Annotated in this window: 19 protein-coding genes; all 19 read right to left on the bottom strand. The window is 36.6% G+C overall.

Translation table 11 applies throughout. The features are described 5' to 3' along the window. Positions 1 to 19: 19 nt before the first annotated feature. The 19 genes from mutS to GMJ66_RS04365 all read right to left on the bottom strand — a co-directional run bounded on the left by mutS (position 20) and on the right by GMJ66_RS04365 (position 22,654). A complete protein-coding gene (gene mutS, locus GMJ66_RS04455) occupies positions 20 to 2,611 on the bottom strand; it encodes a DNA mismatch repair protein MutS (protein WP_156289133.1) in 2,592 nt (863 codons plus the stop codon). A gap of 133 nt (positions 2,612 to 2,744) precedes the next feature. Further along, entirely contained in the window at positions 2,745 to 3,311 is a 567-nt protein-coding gene (locus GMJ66_RS04450; RefSeq protein WP_156289132.1) for an outer spore coat protein CotE, read from the bottom strand. 236 nt (positions 3,312 to 3,547) lie between these two features. Beyond that, entirely contained in the window at positions 3,548 to 3,976 is a 429-nt protein-coding gene (locus tag GMJ66_RS04445; RefSeq protein WP_156289131.1) for a RicAFT regulatory complex protein RicA family protein, read from the bottom strand. A 1-nt stretch (position 3,977) separates the two neighbouring features. Further along, on the bottom strand, positions 3,978 to 5,552 hold the full coding sequence (miaB, locus tag GMJ66_RS04440; RefSeq protein ID WP_156289130.1) for a tRNA (N6-isopentenyl adenosine(37)-C2)-methylthiotransferase MiaB: 1,575 nt from the start codon (positions 5,550 to 5,552) through the stop codon (positions 3,978 to 3,980). A 144-nt stretch (positions 5,553 to 5,696) separates the two neighbouring features. Further along, entirely contained in the window at positions 5,697 to 5,957 is a 261-nt protein-coding gene (spoVS, locus tag GMJ66_RS04435) for a stage V sporulation protein SpoVS (protein WP_047186108.1), read from the bottom strand. Positions 5,958 to 6,380: 423 nt separating this feature from the next. After that, on the bottom strand, positions 6,381 to 7,178 hold the full coding sequence (locus GMJ66_RS04430; RefSeq protein ID WP_156289129.1) for a TIGR00282 family metallophosphoesterase: 798 nt from the start codon (positions 7,176 to 7,178) through the stop codon (positions 6,381 to 6,383). 860 nt (positions 7,179 to 8,038) lie between these two features. Next, the gene (gene rny / locus GMJ66_RS04425) at positions 8,039 to 9,601 is read right to left on the bottom strand and encodes a ribonuclease Y (RefSeq protein ID WP_156289128.1); all 1,563 of its coding nucleotides are present in this window, start codon (positions 9,599 to 9,601) and stop codon (positions 8,039 to 8,041) included. A 724-nt stretch (positions 9,602 to 10,325) separates the two neighbouring features. Continuing rightward, positions 10,326 to 11,360 carry a recombinase RecA gene (gene recA / locus GMJ66_RS04420; protein ID WP_156289127.1) on the bottom strand — a complete coding sequence of 345 codons (1,035 nt, stop codon included), beginning with the start codon at positions 11,358 to 11,360 and terminating at the stop codon, positions 10,326 to 10,328. A 173-nt stretch (positions 11,361 to 11,533) separates the two neighbouring features. Further along, positions 11,534 to 12,784: a competence/damage-inducible protein A gene (locus tag GMJ66_RS04415; protein WP_156289126.1), complete on the bottom strand. Its 1,251-nt coding sequence runs from the start codon at positions 12,782 to 12,784 to the stop codon at positions 11,534 to 11,536. Then, on the bottom strand, positions 12,781 to 13,359 hold the full coding sequence (gene pgsA / locus GMJ66_RS04410) for a CDP-diacylglycerol--glycerol-3-phosphate 3-phosphatidyltransferase (protein WP_156289125.1): 579 nt from the start codon (positions 13,357 to 13,359) through the stop codon (positions 12,781 to 12,783). The genes GMJ66_RS04415 and pgsA overlap by 4 nt, the downstream gene beginning before the upstream one ends. A 105-nt stretch (positions 13,360 to 13,464) precedes the next feature. Continuing rightward, positions 13,465 to 14,382, bottom strand: coding sequence for a helix-turn-helix domain-containing protein (locus GMJ66_RS04405; RefSeq protein WP_156289124.1), 918 nt, complete (start codon positions 14,380 to 14,382; stop codon positions 13,465 to 13,467). Positions 14,383 to 14,399: 17 nt separating this feature from the next. Then, the gene (locus GMJ66_RS04400; RefSeq protein ID WP_156289123.1) at positions 14,400 to 15,188 is read right to left on the bottom strand and encodes a YmfK family protein; all 789 of its coding nucleotides are present in this window, start codon (positions 15,186 to 15,188) and stop codon (positions 14,400 to 14,402) included. A gap of 229 nt (positions 15,189 to 15,417) precedes the next feature. After that, positions 15,418 to 15,672, bottom strand: a complete 255-nt coding sequence (locus GMJ66_RS04395) for a DUF3243 domain-containing protein (RefSeq protein WP_156289122.1) — start codon at positions 15,670 to 15,672, stop codon at positions 15,418 to 15,420. A gap of 124 nt (positions 15,673 to 15,796) precedes the next feature. Continuing rightward, positions 15,797 to 16,513 (bottom strand): elongation factor P 5-aminopentanone reductase, encoded by a 717-nt coding sequence (gene ymfI, locus GMJ66_RS04390; RefSeq protein ID WP_156289121.1) that lies wholly within the window; start codon positions 16,511 to 16,513, stop codon positions 15,797 to 15,799. A gap of 11 nt (positions 16,514 to 16,524) precedes the next feature. Then, complete coding sequence (gene yfmH, locus GMJ66_RS04385; protein ID WP_156289120.1) at positions 16,525 to 17,808, bottom strand: EF-P 5-aminopentanol modification-associated protein YfmH; 1,284 nt, start codon at positions 17,806 to 17,808, stop codon at positions 16,525 to 16,527. Further along, the gene (gene yfmF, locus GMJ66_RS04380; RefSeq protein WP_156289119.1) at positions 17,801 to 19,090 is read right to left on the bottom strand and encodes an EF-P 5-aminopentanol modification-associated protein YfmF; all 1,290 of its coding nucleotides are present in this window, start codon (positions 19,088 to 19,090) and stop codon (positions 17,801 to 17,803) included. Before yfmF ends, yfmH begins: the two co-directional genes overlap by 8 nt. 135 nt (positions 19,091 to 19,225) lie before the next feature. Next, complete coding sequence (locus GMJ66_RS04375; RefSeq protein WP_156289118.1) at positions 19,226 to 21,505, bottom strand: FtsK/SpoIIIE family DNA translocase; 2,280 nt, start codon at positions 21,503 to 21,505, stop codon at positions 19,226 to 19,228. Between the two features lie 223 nt (positions 21,506 to 21,728). Next, positions 21,729 to 21,935, bottom strand: a complete 207-nt coding sequence (locus GMJ66_RS04370; protein WP_197046598.1) for a YlzJ-like family protein — start codon at positions 21,933 to 21,935, stop codon at positions 21,729 to 21,731. Beyond that, positions 21,932 to 22,654, bottom strand: coding sequence for a ClpP family protease (locus tag GMJ66_RS04365; RefSeq protein ID WP_156289117.1), 723 nt, complete (start codon positions 22,652 to 22,654; stop codon positions 21,932 to 21,934). The genes GMJ66_RS04370 and GMJ66_RS04365 overlap by 4 nt, the downstream gene beginning before the upstream one ends. Between the last annotated feature and the right edge of the window lie 147 nt (positions 22,655 to 22,801).

Genomic DNA, 22,801 nt, shown 5'->3' with positions numbered 1-22,801 from the left:
CCTTTCTATGATTCCCTGCTTACGAATTTTTGGCTTCTTTTTGTAAACGATATAACTCATTCATTGCTTCCATTGGTGTCATATCAAATAAATTTATGTCCTTTAATGATTGAATGACTGTTTTCTCTGAATCAGAAAGCTCTATTTTCTCAGGATTTCTCTCCTTTTCTTCTACTTCTTCCACAAAAAAGGAGATTTGTTCAGAGTCAAGATTTTCGGTTTTTGGCTGTGCCTTATCTCCATCTTCTAATTCCTGCAAAATAGTACTTGCTCTTTCTATTAAAGAATCTGGCAAATTGGCAAGTTTCGCAACATGGATACCATAACTTTTATCTGCTGCACCTTCATTGATTTGATGAAGGAAGACAACATTCCCTTCATATTCTTCCGCTCGAACATGAATATTTTTTAACCGGGGCAATGTTTTCTCCAATGCAGTTAATTCATGGTAGTGTGTGGAAAATAATGTTTTAGCATGAATATTATGATGAATATATTCCACAATCGCCTGTGCCAATGCCATTCCATCATAGGTGCTTGTCCCACGACCAATTTCATCCAATAGAATTAAACTCTTGTCTGTAGCATTGGAAATAGCGTGATTGGCCTCCAGCATCTCCACCATAAATGTACTTTGTCCAGAAACTAAATCATCAGCAGCACCAATGCGGGTAAATATTTGATCAAAAATAATCAGTTCCGCTTCGTCACTTGGAATAAAGCACCCAATTTGTGCCATAATTACTGTCAAGGCCAGCTGTCGCATGTACGTACTCTTACCTGACATATTCGGACCTGTAATTAATAGCATATGGTGATCTTCATCCAGTGTTATATCATTGGGCACATAAGAACCATCTTTCATCACTTGTTCTACGACTGGGTGACGTCCATTTTTGATGGAAAGACGTTTTTCTCCAAAGGACGGACGCTTATAATTATTCTTTTCACTTACCGTTGCAAAAGCCTGGAGCACATCGATTTGACTCACTACATCAGCCAAATGCTGAAGCTCTGGAATATACTCTTTTATCCTATCCCTAATTTCTATAAACAATTGATATTCCAAATCAATGCTTTTTTCTTCCGCTTCCAGAATTAACTCTTCTTTTTCTTTAAGTTCCGGTGTGATGAATCGTTCCGCATTTGTCAACGTCTGCTTACGCTGATATTTTCCTTCAGGCAGCAAATGCAAGTTCGCTTTTGTTACTTCAATATAATAACCAAACACTTTATTAAAACCGATTTTCAACGATTTAATATTTGTTTCCTGTTTTTCTTTTTTCTCTAATTCTGCTATCCATTTCTTCCCATTTCTTGATGCATCACGATAGGCATCAAGTGTCTCATTATATCCATCCTTAATAATTGATCCTTCTTTAATCGTTACAGGAGGATCATCTACAATACCAGAATGCAACAATTCTACAATATACTCTGGATAAATTAAACCGTCTGCTAATTTTTTAATCTGTTTTTGATCAAACTGATTTAATATAGCCTTTAATTCAGGAATTTTCTCTAGGGATTGTTTCAATTGAATTAAATCCCTGGCATTAACATTTCCAAACGCTACTCTTCCAGATAATCGTTCCAAATCATATATGGACTTTAAGATTTCACGAATCTCATCTCTTTCCAAAAAGCCTTGGTATAGCCCCTCTACCGCATCTAATCTATCTTCAATCCTTTTTTTATCTAATAATGGTCTCTCCAGCCATTTTTTTAGTGTTCTGGAGCCCATTGCCGTAACTGTATGATCCAGCACCCATAGGAGACTTCCTTGTTTCCCTTTTTTTATAATAGTTTCTGTTAACTCCAGATTACGCTTAGAATACATATCCAATGAAAGGTAATTCTTTAACTCTATTACCTCTGCTTTCTTTAAGTGATCTAGTGAGCGCTTTTGCGTGTTTTGAATATAGTTTAACAAGCGGCTGAATGCCTTCATTAGGTGCTCATCATTCAAATTTTCACTAAGATCACGATATTCTGCATTAAATGTAATTTCATTTTGGTAGGATAGGGTTACATTTAATCTATCTTTTAATTGGTTTTGAAGGTTTTCAGGAAGATTGGATGAAATGACAATTTCTTTGATAGGCTGATTATATAATTCATGAATTACAGCGTCCCAGCCATGAGAAATCTTTGCCAGTCTATTTTCCCCCGTGGAAAGATCGTTATATACAATTACATATGAACCATCCTGAAAGTGTGAAAGACTAGCAATATAGTTATTCTCCCCTTCATTTAACATATTACTCTCCATGACTGTCCCTGGGGTAATAAGCTGTACAACCTCTCTTTTCACAACTCCTTTGGCTGTTTTCGGATCTTCCACCTGCTCACATATCGCAACTTTATATCCTTTATCTATTAACGTCTTTATATACCCTTCTGCTGAATGGTAAGGTACTCCGCACATTGGAATCGGTTCACTTTTTCCATTACTTCGTTTCGTTAAAGTTATTTCCAGCTCTCGTGCTGCTTTTATTGCATCATCATAAAACATCTCATAAAAATCACCTAAACGATAAAATAAAAAGGCATCCTTATAATCTGCTTTGATTTTAATATACTGTTCCATCATTGGTGTCATTTTTGCCATAATAAATCCTCCAAAAAAACCGATATTTACTTATATTATTATAGCACAAATGAAGACAAATGGAGATGTGACGAATTTAAGATTCATAGTAGAAAAAGAAAAATACGAGAGAATTGATCCCTCGTATTTATTCTTAATCTTTATTATTCAAGAAGTCTGGTTTCACGCCTTCTAATTCTTCATCTGTCACTTCATGCTCCCATGCTTCCTCATCAACGTCATCCTCGTTTTCCCACTCAGGATCTACTCTCACGAAAACCTTCGTTTCACCAATCACTTGCACGACAAATTCACGTTCAATTTCCACAACAATTTTGTGTCCGTTACCTGCAATTTTGCATTCTAGACAGTTAGGCTGCTGGATCACTTTAGCTAATACATCATATTCATCACTAATTGTATTTTTATCTTTAGTGGAAAGTGGAATAACATCTGTATAATTTACTCTCTCTGTTACAACTTCCGTTTTTGTATTGTCATTGTACGAATACCAAACATTAATATCGTAACTTCCACTTATTTCCACCGTATCCTCTGATTTCTTCTTCGCATTATATAAGTGATTGATCACCCAGCATCCTAGAATGCTTGAAGGTCTATGTGATGGTGTGATGGAATGAGAGTCCTGTGCAAATTTGCGTCCTTTCCCACAGACAGCTTTTGTAATGATTTCTCTGTACTCTTTATCAAGAAAAGTCATAATTACTTTTACCTCCTCTTTTTTCATAGTCATTTTATGCAAGACAAATACCTAAAGTGCATAGCTATTTACGAAAAAAGGGGGAATCATTACATATTATTTGACTGAGCGTTGTTACAGAGAGAATAGAATAATTAGGAGAATTTTATTTATTTTATTATATGAGGAATTTCCCATAGATTGTTCCATTAAAATAGCCAGGTGAAAGAACTATTTTCACCTGGCTATTTTAAAGATTAATGGGAGCAGCCTGCTTTATTCTTTGCTTTCGAACCAGTTTCCCCTGATAATATATCTCCACCAGTCGACTCAATAACATGGTTCGTTACTTCCCTTGCGATTGTTCCAGAAACGAGCTGCAATACATCATTTACGACGATTTGAGTCTCTTTAAACTCCTGGACAACCGGAATTTCATCAATTTCATTCTGCAGCCGCTCAATTTCATCTTCAATCTTCTTTAACGCTTCTTGTTTTCCATATGCTTGGAAATTTACTGCCTGTTTTTGCAAGGTCTTAATTTTTTGAATTAATTTCTGTACTTTCTGATTTTCATTAAGTTTTGCTTCGACTTGTTTAAAACGATCGATTTCTTCTGTACTGGAAAGCATTTCTGCTAATTTCTTTGCCTCATCCAGAACATCTTTGCGTGAATACGTAGCCATATTAGTTCACCTCGATTGTATTTTCCACCATTATGCCATCTAATGACCATGTTTTTGCTTCGGTAATTTTTACATCAACAATTTTTCCGATTGACGATTTAGGACCTTTAAAGTTTACTAATTTATTCTTTTCTGTATATCCTGCCAATATATCAGGGTCTTTTTTACTTTCACCCTCAACGAGAACTTTTACTACTTTATCTTTATATTGTTTCATCGATTCTGCAGACTGTTTATTTACTAATTCATTTAAACGGTAGAGTCGTTGTTTCTTCACTTCTTCAGGTACATCATCTTTTTTACGTGCTGCAGGTGTTCCTTCACGAGGTGAATAAATAAACGTATAAGCTGATTCAAATCCCACTTCTTCTACTAATGACATCGTTTCCTCAAACTGCTCTTCTGTTTCATTAGGGAATCCAACGATAATATCCGTTGTTAGTGTTACATTTGGGATAGCTTTGCGGATTTTACGCACTAATTCCAAATACTCTTCTCTTGTATATTTGCGATTCATTTTCTTTAATATTTCACTACTTCCTGATTGAACCGGAAGATGAATATGATCAAGAAGATTACCTCCCTGTGACAGCACTTCAATTAAATGATCATCGAAATCTCTTGGGTGGGAAGTAGTAAACCGGACTCTTGGGATATCAATCTTATGGATGTCATTCATTAAGTCACCAAATGTATAATCCATGCCTTCCAAATCCTTACCATAGGCATTTACGTTTTGACCAAGTAATGTTACTTCCTGGTATCCTTGTGCAACTAAGTGCCGTACTTCCTGAATAATATCTTCTGGTCGGCGGCTTCTTTCTTTCCCGCGTGTCATTGGGACAATACAATAGGTACAGAATTTGTCACAGCCATACATAATATTAACCCATGCTTTAATTTTCCCTTTTCTTGCTTTTGGAAGGTTTTCAATGATATCACCTTCTTTTGACCATACTTCCACAACCTGTTCTTTACCAAACATGGCGCCCTTCACTAATTCCGGAAGACGATGAATATTATGCGTTCCGAATATTAAATCAACATGTGGATGTTTTTTCATAATTCGGTTTACGACAGATTCTTCCTGTGACATACACCCACAAACTCCGAGAATTAAATCGGGTTTTTCCAGTTTAAGCGGTTTTAAATGGCCAATTTCCCCAAACACTTTGTTTTCAGCATTTTCACGGATTGCGCACGTGTTTAATAGGATAATATCTGCTTCATTTGTATCAGAAGTAGATTCATACCCTAAATCTTGTAAGATTCCTGCCATAACTTCTGTATCATGCTCATTCATCTGACATCCATATGTACGAATCAGAAATTTTTTCCCTTCTCCAATGGACTTCATATCATCTGGAACGGAAAAATCATAATGGAATTTTACGTCTTCTTTATATCGTTTTCTTGCTTTTTTTATGTCAGGCGGCTGATAACTAGTATGAAAATATTTCGCTATCATTTCCTCGCTGGAAGTTTCTTTTATGCGATTGAAATTCCCTTTATTTCTATCATTTATAGAATCTACTTGTTTAATTTGTGACTGTTCCTTTCGTTGCTCTTCATTCATTGCTAAACTCCTTTCTAAAGCATTCTATATGTATAAGTTTTTCAATTTTACAGTATAACCATCATACTTAAATTTAACAATAAAAACGAAGATGAGCAAATAAAAACCTTCCCTATCTGTATAGGAAGGCTTTAATCATCCATATTATCTAGGCTCAACAATCAATTTAATTGCTGTTCTTTCTTCATTATCAATCATAATATCTGTAAAGGCCGGGATACAAATTAGATCCACTCCACTAGGTGCTACAAATCCTCTAGCTATAGCAACAGCTTTCACAGCCTGGTTTAGCGCACCTGCCCCAATCGCCTGAATCTCCGCTGTACCACGTTCACGTAAAACATTCGCAAGTGCACCTGCTACTGAATTTGGACTTGATTTCGCTGAAACCTTTAATACTTCCATGACTAGTACCTCCTTCATTTGCTATTGTAGTTCTATTGCTACTATATTCTTGGAGATGTTAGCTTATTCCCTATTATGCATCAATTTTTCATAAGATTCAATAAATCGGACTAAGGAAAACCTGATGTATGGACTTCTGGACATGTTGTTCACATAAAAAATAATGCAATTTCTTTACTTTATCAGGTGATTAACTGACTCTGACTGTAAATAACAAGTGAGTGCCACGATAAGAATTTTCATTAGTTCGCTGTATATGTATTCTTCGTCAAAAACAACCAATTTTTTCGGAGACGAGTAACGACAGTCCGTAGTCTTTTACAAAACAGCCATTTTTTATTTTTCTCTTAAAATCAATGGAAAGCATATAGGACCAAATTCAGAAGCGGCTAATATTACCAGCTTTAAAAGAATGATTTTTCATTAACTGAAGAACGGATGATCATCGTTAATCAATATTCGTTCTACCTTTGTTGCTTTCCCACTCTGATTGTCAACAGTAACCAGCACTGCCCCCAACTGTGTTCTTCCATCTTTGGGGACTTCAAAGCGAACAGGCAGTGATGTTAAAAAACGTTTTATCACCGCATCTCTTTCCACCCCTAAAATGCCATCATATGGACCAGTCATACCTACATCAGTAATATATGCGGTACCCTTGGGTAAAATGCGTTCATCTGCGGTTTGTGTATGTGTATGTGTACCAACAACAGAGCTTACACGCCCATCAACATACCAGCCAAAGGCCTGTTTTTCACTTGTTGCCTCTGCATGGAAATCTACAAAAATAATGTTGGTCCGCTTTTTCGCTTCTTCTATTAATTCATCCACTTTAATAAAAGGATCATCAATGGCTGGCAGAAAAGTTCTTCCCTGTAAATTAATAATCGCAACTTCGGCTCCATTAACATTTATGTAAACAATTCCCTTTCCAGGCGTGCCTTTAGGAAAGTTAGCAGGACGTATCATGTTTTTAGCACCGTCAATAAATTCAAATATTTCTTTTTTATCCCAAGTGTGATTTCCCATCGTTATGGCTTGGGCACCCCAATCCATAAATTGTTTATAAATTTTTTCCGTAATCCCTTTACCTGCTGCGGCATTTTCTCCATTAATAATCGTTAAATTGGGGCGATATTTTTCTTTTAGCTTAGGTAAATACTCTTTTACCATATCTCTCCCTGGTGAACCTACGACATCTCCAATAAACAATATCTTCATCAATTAATCATCCTATCTCATATAATACTTATAGTTTTCCATAATGGAATTTCCATGTCAAAATTTAAAAGCCATATTTGTATATTTTCCTTTCCTGGTGTATAAAAAAGCTCTTTTCGCAAGGTTTGTTGTTATGAAATTTATATAAACTCCTGACTAACGAAAATTCATATCATGATTCTCTCGCTTGTCCTAATGATGGTAGCATGTATGCATTCACTCCGGCAGAATACTTACGGTTCGTGGGCACGACCTAAAGCCTCCTCGCGGAAAGTTTGCCGCTGCTAAGGTCTGGAACGTGCTATTCCCACAGGACAAGGAACGCGAACCGTAGCTCTACATCGCACGAAGAAAATCGATTTTTATTTTCGAGGAGTCTACGTATTCTGCCTACGCTAGTATTTGTTTTCTGATTCATGTATAGCTATAACTTATAAAAGAGACGTATGATAAGTTTCTTTTTACTTGAAGTGAGAGTTATATAGAGAAATAAACTGCTCTCAGATTCAATCATTACCCCGATTAGCAACACTCAGATAAAAGTAGAATAGCACAAAACCAGCGGAGGAAATACACGGAGACTCCTGTGTGAAAAGAGGCATCGGTGAGCCCCCTAAAGAAGGCAGCGCGAGGAGGATCACCAGTCGCCCACGGAAAGCGTAGTGTATTTCCGGAGCGATCATAGTACCTGTAATTAAATTAATCAGCAATTTATATCAACTGTGAAATTATATTTGCTCACAAAACGCAACAAATCTTTTCGGTGAGACGAGTAACCGCATTTCTAATAGTTTAGAAAGCAGTGTTAGTAAAAAGACCTAAAAAAACAAAAGCAGTCAATTAGACTACTTTTGTTTACTTTATTTTGCATATTCTACTGATCTTGTTTCTCTGATTACAGTTACTTTAATGTGGCCAGGATAATCTAATTCGTTTTCAATCCGTTTCCGAATTTCTCTGGCAACACGTACAGATTCCAAATCATCAATTTCATCAGGTTTTACCATAATTCGAATTTCCCGTCCTGCCTGAATAGCAAAGGACTTTTCAACACCTTCAAATGATTCGGAGATTTCTTCTAACTTCTCTAATCTCTTGATATAGTTTTCCAGTGTTTCACTTCTGGCACCAGGCCTTGCTGCAGATAATGCATCAGCAGCTGCTACGAGTACAGATATTATTGAAGTAGCTTCTTCATCACCGTGGTGGGAAGCAATCGAATTAATGACAACCGGATGTTCTTTATACTTGATTGCTAATTCTTTACCAATTTCTACGTGACTGCCTTCTACTTCGTGGTCAATTGCTTTTCCAATGTCATGAAGCAGTCCCGCTCTTCTCGCTAACGTTACATCTTCGCCTAATTCAGCAGCAAGTAAACCTGAGAGATACGCAACCTCTGTGGAATGCTTCAACACATTTTGACCATAGCTTGTACGATATTTTAGACGTCCAAGTATTTTTACCAAGTCCGGATGTAGACCATGTACACCAACCTCAAATGTTGTTTCTTCTCCAACTTCACGTATATATTCATCAACTTCACGTCTAGCCTTATCCACCATTTCTTCAATTCTAGCCGGGTGAATTCGACCATCCTGAACAAGTTTCTCTAATGCAATACGAGCGATCTCTCTTCGAATTGGATCAAAACCAGATAAAACAACTGCTTCCGGTGTATCATCGATAATTAAATCTATCCCCGTTAACGTCTCGAGTGTACGTATATTACGGCCTTCACGCCCAATAATACGACCTTTCATCTCATCATTTGGTAGGTTTACAACAGATACGGTTGTTTCAGTAACGTGGTCTGCGGCACACCGCTGTAAAGCAAGTGATAAAATACTTTTGGCTTTTTTATCTGCTTCTTCTTTCACACGATTCTCTGCTTCTTTAATCATAACTGCTGAATCATGTTTTACATCGTTTTCAATTCGCTCTAAAATAATCTGTTTCGCTTGGTCCGTTGTATACCCAGAAATGCGCTCAAGCTCCGTTTGCTGCTTTTCTTTCATAGCTTCCACTTTGCTTTTCATTTCTTCAATTTGTTGTTGTTTTTCTGCTAGTGATTGTTCTTTATTCTCTAACAACAGTTCACGCTTGTCTAAGGTTTCACTTTTTCTGTCAAGACTTTCTTCTTTTTGCAACAGACGATTTTCTTGCTTCTGCACTTCCATACGACGTTCCCGCAATTCGTCTTCTGTTTGCTGGCGAAGTTTATGATTTTCATCTTTCGCCTCAAGAAGCGCCTCCTTTTTAGAGGCTTCCGCATTTCGACGTGCTTCCTCTACAATTTGTTTTGCTAAGTTTTCCGCACTAGAAATTTTAGCTTCTGCAATAGATTTACGTATCAGATAACCAACAACAATACCGACGATCAGAGTAAGCAAAATGGAGATGATTACATAAATAAGGTCCATCATTTCACCTCCTATTGCCATAGGTTTTTCATACATATTGTCGGCATGTAACATTTAGGTGCATAATCTAACAATTGATCTTATAAAAATTATAAAATTATACAATCTCAATTGTAATTGTCTGTATTGCAAATGTCAAGAAAACGTCACAGAAGAATAATAAAAGAAAAACCCTCGTTTATTGATATATAGCTTAAGCAAAGCTGAATTGCTATTGTAAGATAAAGTGAATCTAAGGGGTACTCTCATCTCCCTCTGATGGTTAGGATTAAACGAATCAGGAGTTTACTCGCTGCTGTCCCCCACTTATCATTCTTGAAGTTGGGGTCTTTCTTACATAATAAAAGGCTTTTTTGCAAAGTTTGTGTTATGAATTGATATAAACTTCGAGCTAATGAAAATTCATAATCGTGGTGCTCTCACTTGTTCTAATGATGATAGCAGCTTGCATTCGCTTCGAAGTATCTTTTATTTTGGGTCACTAATCCAGTCAAACATCAATTAGCACACTCAGATAGAAAGTTGAATAGCACAAATTTCCAGAGCGGTAGTTAACACTCCAACATTATCAAAAAATAATTCGAATTTTATGTATTTAGTGACAAAAAATACAAACCTTGTTAGAAAACAGGCTTAAAAAAATCCGAACTGATTCGAAATTCTAACGGAAGAATTTGGCATCATCGTTCGGATTTTTCTTTAACTATGCTACTCTTTTCTACTTTTATACATCAAGACTTTCCTGGCCTAACAGTTCTGCTTCATCTGAAGATTCATCCATACTATAATGTTCACGGATTTTACGATGAATTTCATCCATTATTTCTGGATTTTCTTTAATAAATTGTTTAGCATTTTCTCTTCCTTGTCCAACTCTTTCCCCATTATAAGAATACCATGCACCACTTTTATCAACGATATCTAATTCAGCTCCGATATCAATGATTTCACCTTCTTTGGAAATACCTTGCCCATACATGATATCAACTTCTGCTTGTTTAAATGGTGGTGCTACTTTATTTTTGACTACTTTAACTCTAGCTTTACTTCCAACAACATCATTACCTTGTTTTAATTGTTCAGCACGACGAACTTCCAGTCTGACAGATGAATAGAATTTAAGTGCTCGTCCACCCGGAGTCGTTTCCGGATTTCCGAACATCACACCAACTTTTTCACGAATTTGGTTGATGAAAATAGCTGTAGTTTTTGATTTATTAATGGCACCAGAAAGTTTTCTTAATGCTTGTGACATAAGTCGTGCCTGCAAACCAACATGGGCATCCCCCATATCCCCTTCAATTTCCGCTTTCGGAACAAGTGCAGCAACAGAGTCGACGACCACAATATCAACAGCTCCACTGCGTACCAATGCTTCAGCGATTTCCAAAGCTTGTTCCCCGGTGTCAGGCTGTGATAATAATAGTTCATCAATATTTACTCCTAATGCACGTGCATAAATAGGATCAAGCGCGTGTTCTGCATCAATAAATGCTGCTTGTCCACCTTGTTTTTGTGCTTCCGCAATAGCATGCAAAGCTACTGTCGTTTTACCTGAAGATTCCGGACCATAGATTTCTATTACTCTACCTCTAGGGTAGCCACCAATTCCCAATGCAACATCCAGTGCTAGTGAACCACTAGGTATTGTAGCAATCTTTTGTACCTCTTGTTCCCCCAGTTTCATTATCGAACCTTTACCAAATTGCTTCTCTATTTGTCTTAAAGCCATATCTAAAGCTTGTTTTCTATCACCCAACGAGACTACCTCCTTAAATTAACTACTACCATCATACATTGTTTTTCATCATTTGCCAAGAAAAAAACGAATAAACGTTCTTATGTTTTAGAAGAGCAAAACAATCGAAAAATGAATTATAGACTACCTTTTCGAGCTGGAAATGCAAGAATGAGCCAATAAAAATGGCCGTTTTACGATTTTAGGAAATTAAAAATAATTTCTAATCCTTTTATTGTTGCTCTCTTTCTGATTGTGTTTCGATCACCCATAGACATAAGTTTCTCCACCTGTTTAAACCCCTCTTTACTTACAAGTGCGATATATACGGTACCAACGTCTTTTCCTTCTACTTGCTCTGGACCTGCAACTCCCGTAAAGCTAATACCAATGTTCGCATGAAGTTTACTGGAAACCTGTTCTGCCATTTCCAGCGCACATTCCTCGCTAACAGTTCCTTTATGTTGAATCGTCTCTTTTGAAACACCTAATATTTCTTGTTTCACTTTCGTATCATAACAAATAATCCCACCCCTACATACTGAAGAAGCACCGCTCACCGAAATGAGTCTATCTGTAAACATCCCACCTGTTAAACTTTCTGCAGCTGCAATATAATATTTCTTCTTATTTAGTAAGGAAATAATCTTTTGTTCAATCGTTTCATCATTTTCGCCAAAAAAATAATCTCCAACCCTACTTAAAATTTGTTGTTTTGTTTCCTCCAGTAATTTTTCAGCCCGCTCTTCAGACTTTTCCTTAGCAGTTAGTCGAATAACTACACCATCTTCCTGTGCCAAAGGAGCTATGGTTGGATTTTGCTGTGCTTGAATGAGACTTTTTAATTCATGTTCTAATGCAGATTCCCCGATACCGGTAAATTTTAATACAAGTGATTTAATCAGTTCTTCATTTCCGGTTAATTGCTGCAAAAAAGGCATAGCATCATTTGTAAATAAACTCTTCATTTCTCTCGGTACTCCTGGAAGGAAAATCCAAGTTTTGGATTCATAAGAAAGAATCATGCCAGGGGCCATACCTTGCTGGTTAAAAAGCACCCTGCTTCCCTTAAACACTCGTGCTTGCTTTTTATTATTAGGTGTCATGATTTTATTTTGATTTTGAAAAAAAGCTTCAATTTTTTTCATGGAAGGCCCGTGCTCCATAAGCTCCAGATTGCTCATAAGTTGAAATGCTTCCCTTGTTAAATCATCTTCAGTTGGCCCAAGCCCACCTGTAACGAGTATAATATCTGAGCGGTTTTGGGCTTGTTCAAATGCTTCCTTTACACGATGCAGGTTATCACCTACAACACCATGCTGATAAACATTTATACCTGATAATGCAAGCTTTTCAGATAACCATTGTGCATTGGTGTTAGCAATTTGCCCTAATAGCAATTCCGTACCGACTGCTATAATCTCAGCTTTATACGATTTTGTCATTTTGAATCCCTCATTACATGCCAGTTTTTTATAAAATAATCAAATCCAGATAAAACCGTGAAGAACAATGCTACATATAGCATAATCGTACCAACAGGCAAGCCGACATAGGAGAAAGGGAAATTATGTAAAAGTAGGATAGCAATGGCAATCATTTGTGTAGCCGTTTTGATTTTCCCCATGCTTCCGGCAGCTAAAACAATACCTTCACCTGCCGCAACTAGTCGCAAACCTGTTACAGCAAACTCCCTGCTAATAATGATAATTACTACCCATGCTGGAGCAAAACCTATTTCAATAAGAAGAATTAGAGCTGCTGAAACAAGTAATTTATCTGCAAGTGGATCTAAAAATTTCCCTAAATTGGTCACTAAGTTATATTTCCGTGCATAATAACCGTCCACCCAATCCGTTGCAGAAGCAATAATAAAAATAAGCGCAGTAATAAAATGCGTAATTGGAAGTTCTGTTTCACCGATATTCCATGCTCCCCAGTTAAAAGGAAAACTTAAGAGTAAAATAAATATTGGGATGAGTAATATCCTTGATAAAGTTAGTTTATTTGGTAGATTCATGTGCAAAATTCCCTTCCTGTTTTTATATTTCAATGATGACCAAGACTTTCTGTGTTAAACATGATAAACCCTTCCACATAGGCAACAGGAAGGGTTTCACTATGTTTATTCAGTTTCGTCGTTAATATGAATCCATAATTGTTGGTGTACATATTTCTCTGGGTCTACCGGATACTCTAATTCCACGCCATTAACGGTTATTTTTAAATCAGGAGCATTACCAATATTAAAGTAAATTTGTTCAGCACCACTGAGATCCAGTTCTTCTGGTGAACGATCCGGTGTAAAGTTTTCACTAATTAATGTCTCATCATCAGCCCTTACATCAAGCCATGTATTTCCTTCTGTTTCCAATACAACAGTAAGCTCATCACCAACATTGTTCAATTCGAATGTAGATTTAGGACTGGATCCAGTTCCTTCTTCAATCAATGTAAGCTCTGCTTGCTCCTCCTCTTCTTCCCCCTCCTGATTTTCATCTTCTTGTAATTCTTCTGATTCCGCTTCCTCCGTGCCTTCTTCCTCATCTTCAGGTTCAGCAGCATCTCCATCCAAATCATTAGGATTGTTAATAATAATTTCTGTGTCGTTCAATTCTTCTTCCTCTGTCACATCTCCAGCATTATTCCCTATACCATCTCTAAAATACCAAAAAACAAATAAAATACCAATGACCAGTAATACTACAATAATCGTCGGAAACACCGAAAAAACCCTCGAATTTTTCTCTACATGGTTTTCCTTTCTTGTGCGTTGCATTCGACTATACTCTACAGTTGGTTCTTCTTCTGTTTTGGGAATTTCCTCTTTATGCTCTTCCAGTAATTCGCTCGGATCAATTCCAACAACATTTGCATACTCCTTAATAAATGCCCTTGCATAGAATTTACCTGGAAGCACCTCTAGTTTTCCTTCTTCAATGGCAGACAAATATCTTTTTTGGATTTTGGTTAATTCCTGCAGTTCATCTAATGAGAGTCCTTTGGAGACTCTAGCCTCTTTAAGCCTTGCCCCTATATCCATTAAAAACACCTTCCGTTCTAAAAATCAAACATCGAAAAGCCACTTTCCTCATTAAACTGTTGTTGTTCAAATGATTCATATGTAATCTCTTCATCAACATGACTTCTTAACTCTATAATATAATCAAAATCATCCATTGTATATTCCGTTGTTTGTACAAATATATCCGGATGTTCCACAATTTTCACAGCAGGAAGCTGCATCAATTCTCGTATTAACTGCCAATGTTTTTCATTCGCTCTCCTCGTGGACACAATCCCATCTATTATATACGTTGTATTCGTATTGTACTCTCCCTCTATCAACTCACTTCGAACCGTTTGCTTAATCATCGTACTCGAAAGAAATAACCATCGTTTATTGGCACAAACACTGGCTGCAACAACGGACTCTGTTTTTCCTACCCGTGGCATCCCACGTATTCCAATCAATTTATGCCCATCCTGTTTAAATAACTCTGCCATAAAATCTACCAGCAAACCTAATTCATCTCTTACAAAACGGAATGTTTTTCGATCATCTACATCTGTATGAATATATTTCCCATGACGTACAGCCATTTTATCTTTCAATTTAGGATTGCGAATCTTCGTTATTTTTATCGTTTCCATCATTTGCATAATTGATTTTAATCGGTCAATGTTCTCGTCATACTCTGAAACAAGGAGCATACCTCTTCTTGAATTTTCTACACCATTAATCGTGATAATATTGATAGAAAGCATTCCTAACAATGATGTGATTTCCCCAAGTAAACCAGGACGATTTTTTTGAATTTCATATTCAAGGTACCATTCCTTATCCATCGTAAACCCCTTTACTTTTTTACGTTATTCAAGCTGTATAATGCTATATTATTGCAATACAATACTATCATAAATGATTTTATCGGAAGTGAAAAGTATAATATGCAAAGTTTACCAATTTCCTTAAAAATTTTATTGGAAAAACTTAGCATGACTCATTCATTAATTTTTGCCTTCCTAATAAAAGAAGCTGTACCTCGATGGAGTATACAGCTTCTATAGGTTTAAATTATTTGGAATTACCTTGAACAAGTTTTACCATTGTACTAGCAATAGCTTGTTGTTCTTGTTCTGAAGCAGCATTCCAAAGATCTCTTAAAACCGATTCTTCTTTGTTTTTTGCATCGACATTTTGCGCTAAGTAATCTCCTACTTCAGACGCAATGCTGTTGATGGTTTGCTGGTCCATCCCTTGCTGTTGAGCCTGCTGTAAACGGTTGGATAAAAAGCCTTTCCATGTGTCGAAATTATCAAGAACTGACATACATCTGCCTCCTTGGAATTATTACAGGCATAGTATGTGATATTATTTTCCGTTTATACATAAAACATAAGAATTTTTATGCAGGTGGAGCGGCCGTAATTTCCACTGAATGAAGTTTCCGTTATCACCAGCCACCAGTCACATTAATAATTTCCCCTTGAATATAACTTGACCTTTTATCGAGCAAAAAACTTACTGTATGAGCGATTTCACTTGGTAATCCAGCACGACTTACAGGAATTTCCGAAATCACAGAGGCCTTTTCTTCCTCGGAAAGATGACTATTCATTTTTGTTTCAATAAACCCAGGGCTTATGGCATTTACTGATATTCCACTTGGTGCAACTTCCTTTGCAAGAGCTTTGACAAAACTGTTTTGTGCTCCTTTTACAGAAGAATACACTACTTCATAGCTTGCACCTGCATCTGCCCAAATGGAAGTAATAAAGATAATTTTTCCAAATTGCTGATGGATCATATGAGGCAAAAGATGCTTTGTTATTTTCCATGGTGCCTTAACATGTATATTTAACATCTGATCCATAACTGAATCCGGTGTTTCCTGAAATAAACCAAATTGCGCCCTGCCGCTGGCAAAAATAATACTATCAACTCGAAATACAAGCTGCTGGACAAATTCATTTATTTCACTCTCATTGCTAAGATCAGCCTGGATTACACTTAATACGCCCTTATCTTTTATTTCCTTTCTAAGTTCATTAATCGCCTGCAAGTTTTGATGGTAATGCAATATTAATTGATATCCGTCTTCAGCTAAACGCCTTACGATTGCTTTACCAATATCCCCACTAGCACCTATAATTAATACGTTTTCCCCCATCTTCTTACTCCTTATTCCGCAGCAATCGTACAAACTGCCAATCGGTCTTCCTCTATCCAACTCTGAATAAACTTATTGGCATCCTCCAACTGTAGTGATTGAATAGTTGGTATGATTTCAAATAGATTTATTCCAGAAGTGTGATAATGAATATATTTATTAGCAATAAATTCCAAGGAATTCATGCCACGGAGTAATTGCCCAATTTTCTTTTTCTTCATCCGTTCGAACTCTTCTTCTGATAACATTTCGTTATTTGTAGAAAGTAACATTTTCTTTACTTTCTCAGCAAATGCTTGTGGATTTTCACTATTACTGCCAATTAACGTATACCCGAAGTTCTTATCTAATGTTGTTTCATAATAAAAACTGTCATCAATTAATTTTTCTTGATACAATTCTTGATAAAAGGATCCGCCCTTGGAGAAGTAATGGTCCATCACCATATTTTGAAGTAAGTCTTTTTTTAGAAATTCTTCCTCCATTAACTCACTGGATGACTCTTTTATTCCAACTGTACATTTAGGAATAGATACTGGCATCGTTATTTTACTGTCAGGCATTGCCACTTCTTTTGGCTCATCCGGAAAATCACGCTTCAGCTCTTCCATTTTCTTAAATTCTTTAGATGCTTGATTGGTTTTAATTAAATCCATCATTTTTCCAGAATCAAAATTACCCGCAATAAATAAAGTCATGTTTTCTGGATGATAGAACGTTTGATAACACGTATACAAATCATCCTTGGTAATCTTGCCGATGGACTCGATTGTACCAGCTATATCGATATGAACTGGATGATTTTTGAACATTGCCTTTATGGTTCCCATAAATGACTGCCAATCCGGCTGATCATTATACATTTGTATTTCTTGCCCTATAATACCTTTTTCCTTTTCTACGGATTGTTCTGAGAAATACGGGTCCTGTACAAAATCAATAAGGGTTTCTACATTTTTTTCAATGTGATTAGTCGCTGAAAAAAGATATGCTGTTTTGGTAAATGAGGTGAAAGCATTCGCAGACGCTCCTTGTTTCCCAAAATCAGCAAAGACATCATGATCTTCCTTCTCAAATAATTTATGTTCTAAAAAATGAGCAATCCCTTCAGGAACGGTAATTTCTTCATTTTGACCAATAGGCACAAATGTTTGATCGATGGACCCATAATCAGTAGAAAAAATCCCATAGGTTTTCGCCATTTCAGGTTTTGGCAATAGAAAAACAGTTAAGCCATTATCCAGTTTTTCGGTATAGAGTGTTTCAGCAATATCATCATATGTCTGTTTATTCATTATTTTGACCTCCTTCACTCGTTAATAAATAAACCGTATCTTCTTCCACTTTTTGCGCCGCTTGAACGACCTGGTCTTTTGTAACGTTCCTAATATGGCCAAGTAATTCGTTCGGTGAAATCGTCTTTTCTCCCAGTACTTGCTGATACAGAAGTTCCACTAATCCCTGTGGATGATCCATGGTTTCCAGCAATTGATTAATAATTAACTCCTTGGTTTCCTCCAGCTCTTCTTCCGTAATATCTCCATTTTTCATTGCTGTCATCTGTTCCCTGATAATATCTCTGGCTTTTTCGTAATCATCTGGAGCAATACCGCTAAAAACAAATAGTAGGCCTTTATGACTTTCCATTCGAGAAGAAGCATAATATGCTAAGCTATTCTTTTCACGAACATTAATAAAAAGTTTTGAACTGGGGAAACCACCGAAAATCCCATTAAAAACCTGTAACGCATAATAGTCCTCATCTTTAAACGTAGTATTCGTTCGATAGCCAATATGTAGCTTTGCTTGTTGAACGTTCTGTTTTTCAATGACTTCTTTTGATTTGATATTTCCTTTACCCTTCTTAATATCTGAAACTTCTCCAAGACTAACATCGTCACGCTTTATGGCAGAAGTAATAAGTTTTCTTACTTCATCTTCGTTAAAATCACCAAGAATATAAAGGTCCATCTTGTCTTCTTGAAGTGAGTTCCGATAATACTGATAAACATTTTCAGCTGTTAGTTGATTTAAATCTTCTTCATAACCATGTACATGTAGTTCATACGGTTCACCTTTGCACATTTCATCAATTAATCGCATATTCGCATATTGCATTTTATCATCTTTAATTGCATTCATTTTTTGCTTTAGTGTATCTTTCTCCCGTTCAAAAATTTTCCTGTCAAATCCGTTATCCTTCACATTGGGATGGAACAAGAGCTCACTGAACAAGGCAATTCCTTCTTCCATAATGGATGATTCTTCGGGTATGAATTTTGGGTTAGCCAATTCCAGCCTGAAAGTCAGAATATGATTTTCTCCCTTTTTTCCACCGTCAACAGATAGAACCGCTCCGTACAAATCATCTAGTTTTAGCTGCAGGTCTCTTCGGCTTGGATATGATTTTGTACCTTGTTTTAAAATATAAGGTAGCAGGGCTCTTGTTGTAATCGATTCTCTATCCAATGGTGCTTTTAATTTGGCAATGATGTTTATGGTTTTGTATTTTTTACTTTGAATAAAATGTAAATCAATTCCTTGTTCATTCAATCGTTTTTCCATAATATCCTGCATGAATGATCCTCCCAGAGTAAATAGTTTGTTACTATACTATATTGCACATTTTTTCCATTTATCATCCATTATACGGCAAAAAAAACAGACTTGCTATTCTAACAAGTCTGTTTCTTAACACTAGGTAGTCTTAGCCTATGAAGTTTTTTCTTCCTGCGACTGGGAAACTAGTACTGTTCTAGGTTTACTGCCCTCATAAGGTCCTACAATTCCACGTTCTTCCATTGCATCAATAAGCCGCGCAGCTCTTGTATAACCAATGCGGAATCTTCTCTGCAGCATCGAAACGCTGGCACTCTGCATTTCAACAATTAACTGTACTGCATCGTCATAGAGTTCATCGTCCACTTCAGTTACTACTTCATCGTTCTCCTCAGGAATCATTTCATCCTGATAGGAGGCTTTCTGCTGATTAATACAATGGTCAACAATTCTCTCGACTTCATCATCTGAAAGAAATGCACCTTGAACACGTTTAGGTTTTGATGCACCAACAGGTAAAAACAACATATCCCCTTTTCCTAATAGTTTTTCTGCACCACCAGAGTCGAGAATGGTTCTTGAGTCTGTTTGAGAGGAAACACTAAAGGCAATACGTGATGGAATGTTCGCCTTAATGACACCTGTAATGACATCAACAGACGGTCTTTGCGTTGCAATAATAATATGAATTCCCGCAGCCCTCGCCATCTGTGCCAATCTCGTAATCGCATCCTCCACATCGCTGGAAGCGACCATCATTAAATCAGCTAGCTCGTCTACAATGACAACAATATAAGGTAAATGTGGCTGTGATTCTTCGGAAGTCAAATTATGTTTTCGAATGTATTCATTATAGCCTTCTATATTTCTTGTGCCTGTTTCTGAAAACAACTCATATCTTCGTTCCATTTCTGCTACTACTTTCTTCAAAGCTCTGGATGCCTTCTTCGGATCTGTTACAACTGGTGCTAAAAGATGTGGAATACCATTATAGACATTTAATTCTACTTTTTTCGGATCAATCATCATCATTTTTACTTCATGAGGTTTTGCCCGCATAAGAATAGTTGTAATAATTCCATTGACACAAACACTCTTCCCGCTTCCTGTTGCACCAGCAATTAGTACATGGGGCATTTTATTTAATTCCGCAACAACTGCATCACCAGAAATATCTCTTCCTAAGGCAACGAGAAGTTTAGACGTTTTATTATTCCATGTGCTATCCATTACCTCTCTTAACGAAACCATCGCTACTTCCTGATTAGGCACTTCAATTCCGACAGCAGACTTTCCTGGAATAGGTGCCTCTATTCGCAAGTCTTTTGCAGCAAGTGCTAATGCAAGATCGTCATGCAAACTGACAATCTTACTAACTTTTACACCGGATTCTGGTGAAATTTCATATTTAGTTACTGCAGGACCGACATTTACTTTTGTTACTCTGGCTCTCACACCAAAACTCTTAAATGTACGCTCTAACTTCCTGACGGTTGCCTGTATCTGCGATTTCTCATGCTGCTGTGCATTATGAGCAGGCTCTGCCAATAAGTCCGGTGAAGGCAAAATATACTCGTAATTCTCAGGCTCGGTCATTGGAATTGGATATTCTATTTCATCACTCTCTTTTTCGTCTTCAGCGGTATCTTCCACAACTGTGTTTTCAACTTCTGGTTTTGGTTGTTCTTCCTGAAGATCCTGTGCACTATAGGTAACATCAGTGAAGTCATTGATTAGTGGCTCTTCATCTGCTACATGTTCCTCTATTATTTCCTCTTCTGTTATTCGCTGATCATTCATTTCGGCTTTTTTGATTTTAGCTTTTTCCCAGACTTCTTTCATACGCTCAAACACAGATTTAATTCTTTCCAGCATTTTAGCAAAAATATCACCTAAGGAAACTTCTGTAATAAATAGAATTCCTATAATAATAGAAAAGACAGCAACTATTTTCGCTCCTGGAAGGGAGAATAGGTAATTAGTAAAAGTAAATAAGATTCCTCCAATCATCCCTCCACCGGTTTGGATGGAAGTTCCTTGTCCATTAATAAATAACAGGAAATGATTCCATGTAGTACTAATAATCGATACATCTTCAAGTAATAACCTTTCGAATGTCTGAATATGTGTGATTAGTAGTATTCCAACAAATAGAATATAGAATCCAACTAACTTCTTATGAAAGAAATCCGGAAATCTTCTTTTAACTAGTAATATTATCCCTGTAATAAGTATAAGTACAGACGCGACAAAATACCAGATTCCTAGAAAAAATCGAAATAAATTTTCTAACCCAGCTGGAATCGCACCATCACTAATTGCACTAGCACCACTCCCAAATATTGCTAATGCTATAAATAACAAACCAAGCAATTCATTTTGCAGTTGCTTTGTTCGTTTCGTACTTTTACGCTTCTTTCTTTTTTTCCCCATTCTTTCACCTCTATTTCTCCTTATTTGGAGTGATAGAATATTAGTTTATCTCTTTTAATCCAATATTTCCATACATTTCAATTTGTATCATAATATGGGTAGAAAAGAAAACCCTGCCAAAACTGGCAAGGGCTGTATCCATTTAGGTTTATTATATCATAAAGTCAAATCAGTGGGAGATCCTTATCATCACTTCCTGATGAAAGTTTGTATCACTAGAGGACTAATTTAAGACAGAACCTGGCAAATATCTCTGATCAAGAAAGTCTTGCGGATCGGTTGACAGTAACTGAACCACTTGATAGGTACCATCTGTGTTTCTATCCGCTATCATCATTTTCCCATCACAGGAAATACACTGTCGATTCGAAAATTCGTCCGCTGATTGCGGAAAGATATCTGTTTCCGATAATGGTGTATACAATATCACTGTATCACCTGGCTTTCCGCATTTTTAGTACTGTCAATCAACTCATTCAGTTTCGCCATAGCTTCACTCACGCCACCAACTTCATTAATCATTCCATACTCTACGGCATCTGCCCCAACGACATTTGTACCAATATCTCTCGTTAGATTTCCTTTTGCAAACATAAGATCCTTAAATTTTTCTTCTTTAATATTAGAGTGATTAATCACAAATTGCATGACCCTTTCCTGCATTTTATCTAAGTATTCAAAGGTTTGAGGAACACCGATAACTAATCCTGTTAACCGTACTGGATGAATAGTCATCGTTGCAGTCGGGACAATGAATGAATAGTCTGTAGATACTGCAATTGGTACACCTATGGAATGACCACCGCCAAGGACAATCGATACAGTTGGCTTGGACAGAGAAGAAATCATTTCAGCTAAAGCTAATCCGGCTTCCACATCTCCTCCAACCGTATTCAATAAAATAACTACACCTTCTATTTTCGGATTTTGTTCAATGGCAATTAATTGCGGAATAATGTGTTCATATTTTGTTGTTTTATTTTGCGGTGGAAGCTGTACATGTCCTTCTACCTGTCCGATGATGGATAAAACATGAATATTTGAATCTGGAGCTTGTGGTACATTTGTTTGACCCAGAGACTGAATTTTTTGGACTAGTGAGGACGGATTCGATTGATCATCTTTTTTTTCTTCTTGCTCTTTTTTCATTACGTTCACTCCCTTAGAAAAATCATCCTTCTTAGTATGAACGTAAATAAGATTACAATGCAGTTTTTATTAGGAAACCTCATATTCGCTAAGTCCTTAAGCGAATATTAATCGTTTTTCTTATACTTCATCCTTTGAAATTCTTAC

This window comes from Oceanobacillus salinisoli, assembly GCF_009733865.1.
GTDB classification, from domain to species: Bacteria; Bacillota; Bacilli; order Bacillales; family Amphibacillaceae; genus Oceanobacillus; species Oceanobacillus salinisoli.
This window is presented reverse-complemented; position numbering and strand designations above follow the sequence as displayed.

Coding starts and splice junctions, on each gene's coding strand:
- mutS (WP_156289133.1), bottom strand. CDS start 2,611: ATGGCAAAAATGACACCAATGATGGAACAGTATATTAAAATCAAAGCA.
- GMJ66_RS04450 (WP_156289132.1), bottom strand. CDS start 3,311: ATGACTTTTCTTGATAAAGAGTACAGAGAAATCATTACAAAAGCTGTC.
- GMJ66_RS04445 (WP_156289131.1), bottom strand. CDS start 3,976: ATGGCTACGTATTCACGCAAAGATGTTCTGGATGAGGCAAAGAAATTA.
- miaB (WP_156289130.1), bottom strand. CDS start 5,552: ATGAATGAAGAGCAACGAAAGGAACAGTCACAAATTAAACAAGTAGAT.
- spoVS (WP_047186108.1), bottom strand. CDS start 5,957: ATGGAAGTATTAAAGGTTTCAGCGAAATCAAGTCCAAATTCAGTAGCA.
- GMJ66_RS04430 (WP_156289129.1), bottom strand. CDS start 7,178: ATGAAGATATTGTTTATTGGAGATGTCGTAGGTTCACCAGGGAGAGAT.
- rny (WP_156289128.1), bottom strand. CDS start 9,601: ATGGACCTTATTTATGTAATCATCTCCATTTTGCTTACTCTGATCGTC.
- GMJ66_RS04415 (WP_156289126.1), bottom strand. CDS start 12,784: ATGACAAAATCGTATAAAGCTGAGATTATAGCAGTCGGTACGGAATTG.
- pgsA (WP_156289125.1), bottom strand. CDS start 13,359: ATGAATCTACCAAATAAACTAACTTTATCAAGGATATTACTCATCCCA.
- GMJ66_RS04405 (WP_156289124.1), bottom strand. CDS start 14,382: ATGGATATAGGGGCAAGGCTTAAAGAGGCTAGAGTCTCCAAAGGACTC.
- GMJ66_RS04400 (WP_156289123.1), bottom strand. CDS start 15,188: ATGGATAAGGAATGGTACCTTGAATATGAAATTCAAAAAAATCGTCCT.
- GMJ66_RS04395 (WP_156289122.1), bottom strand. CDS start 15,672: ATGTCAGTTCTTGATAATTTCGACACATGGAAAGGCTTTTTATCCAAC.
- ymfI (WP_156289121.1), bottom strand. CDS start 16,513: ATGGGGGAAAACGTATTAATTATAGGTGCTAGTGGGGATATTGGTAAA.
- yfmH (WP_156289120.1), bottom strand. CDS start 17,808: ATGAATAAACAGACATATGATGATATTGCTGAAACACTCTATACCGAA.
- yfmF (WP_156289119.1), bottom strand. CDS start 19,090: ATGCAGGATATTATGGAAAAACGATTGAATGAACAAGGAATTGATTTA.
- GMJ66_RS04375 (WP_156289118.1), bottom strand. CDS start 21,505: ATGGGGAAAAAAAGAAAGAAGCGTAAAAGTACGAAACGAACAAAGCAA.
- GMJ66_RS04365 (WP_156289117.1), bottom strand. CDS start 22,654: ATGAAAAAAGAGCAAGAAGAAAAAAAAGATGATCAATCGAATCCGTCC.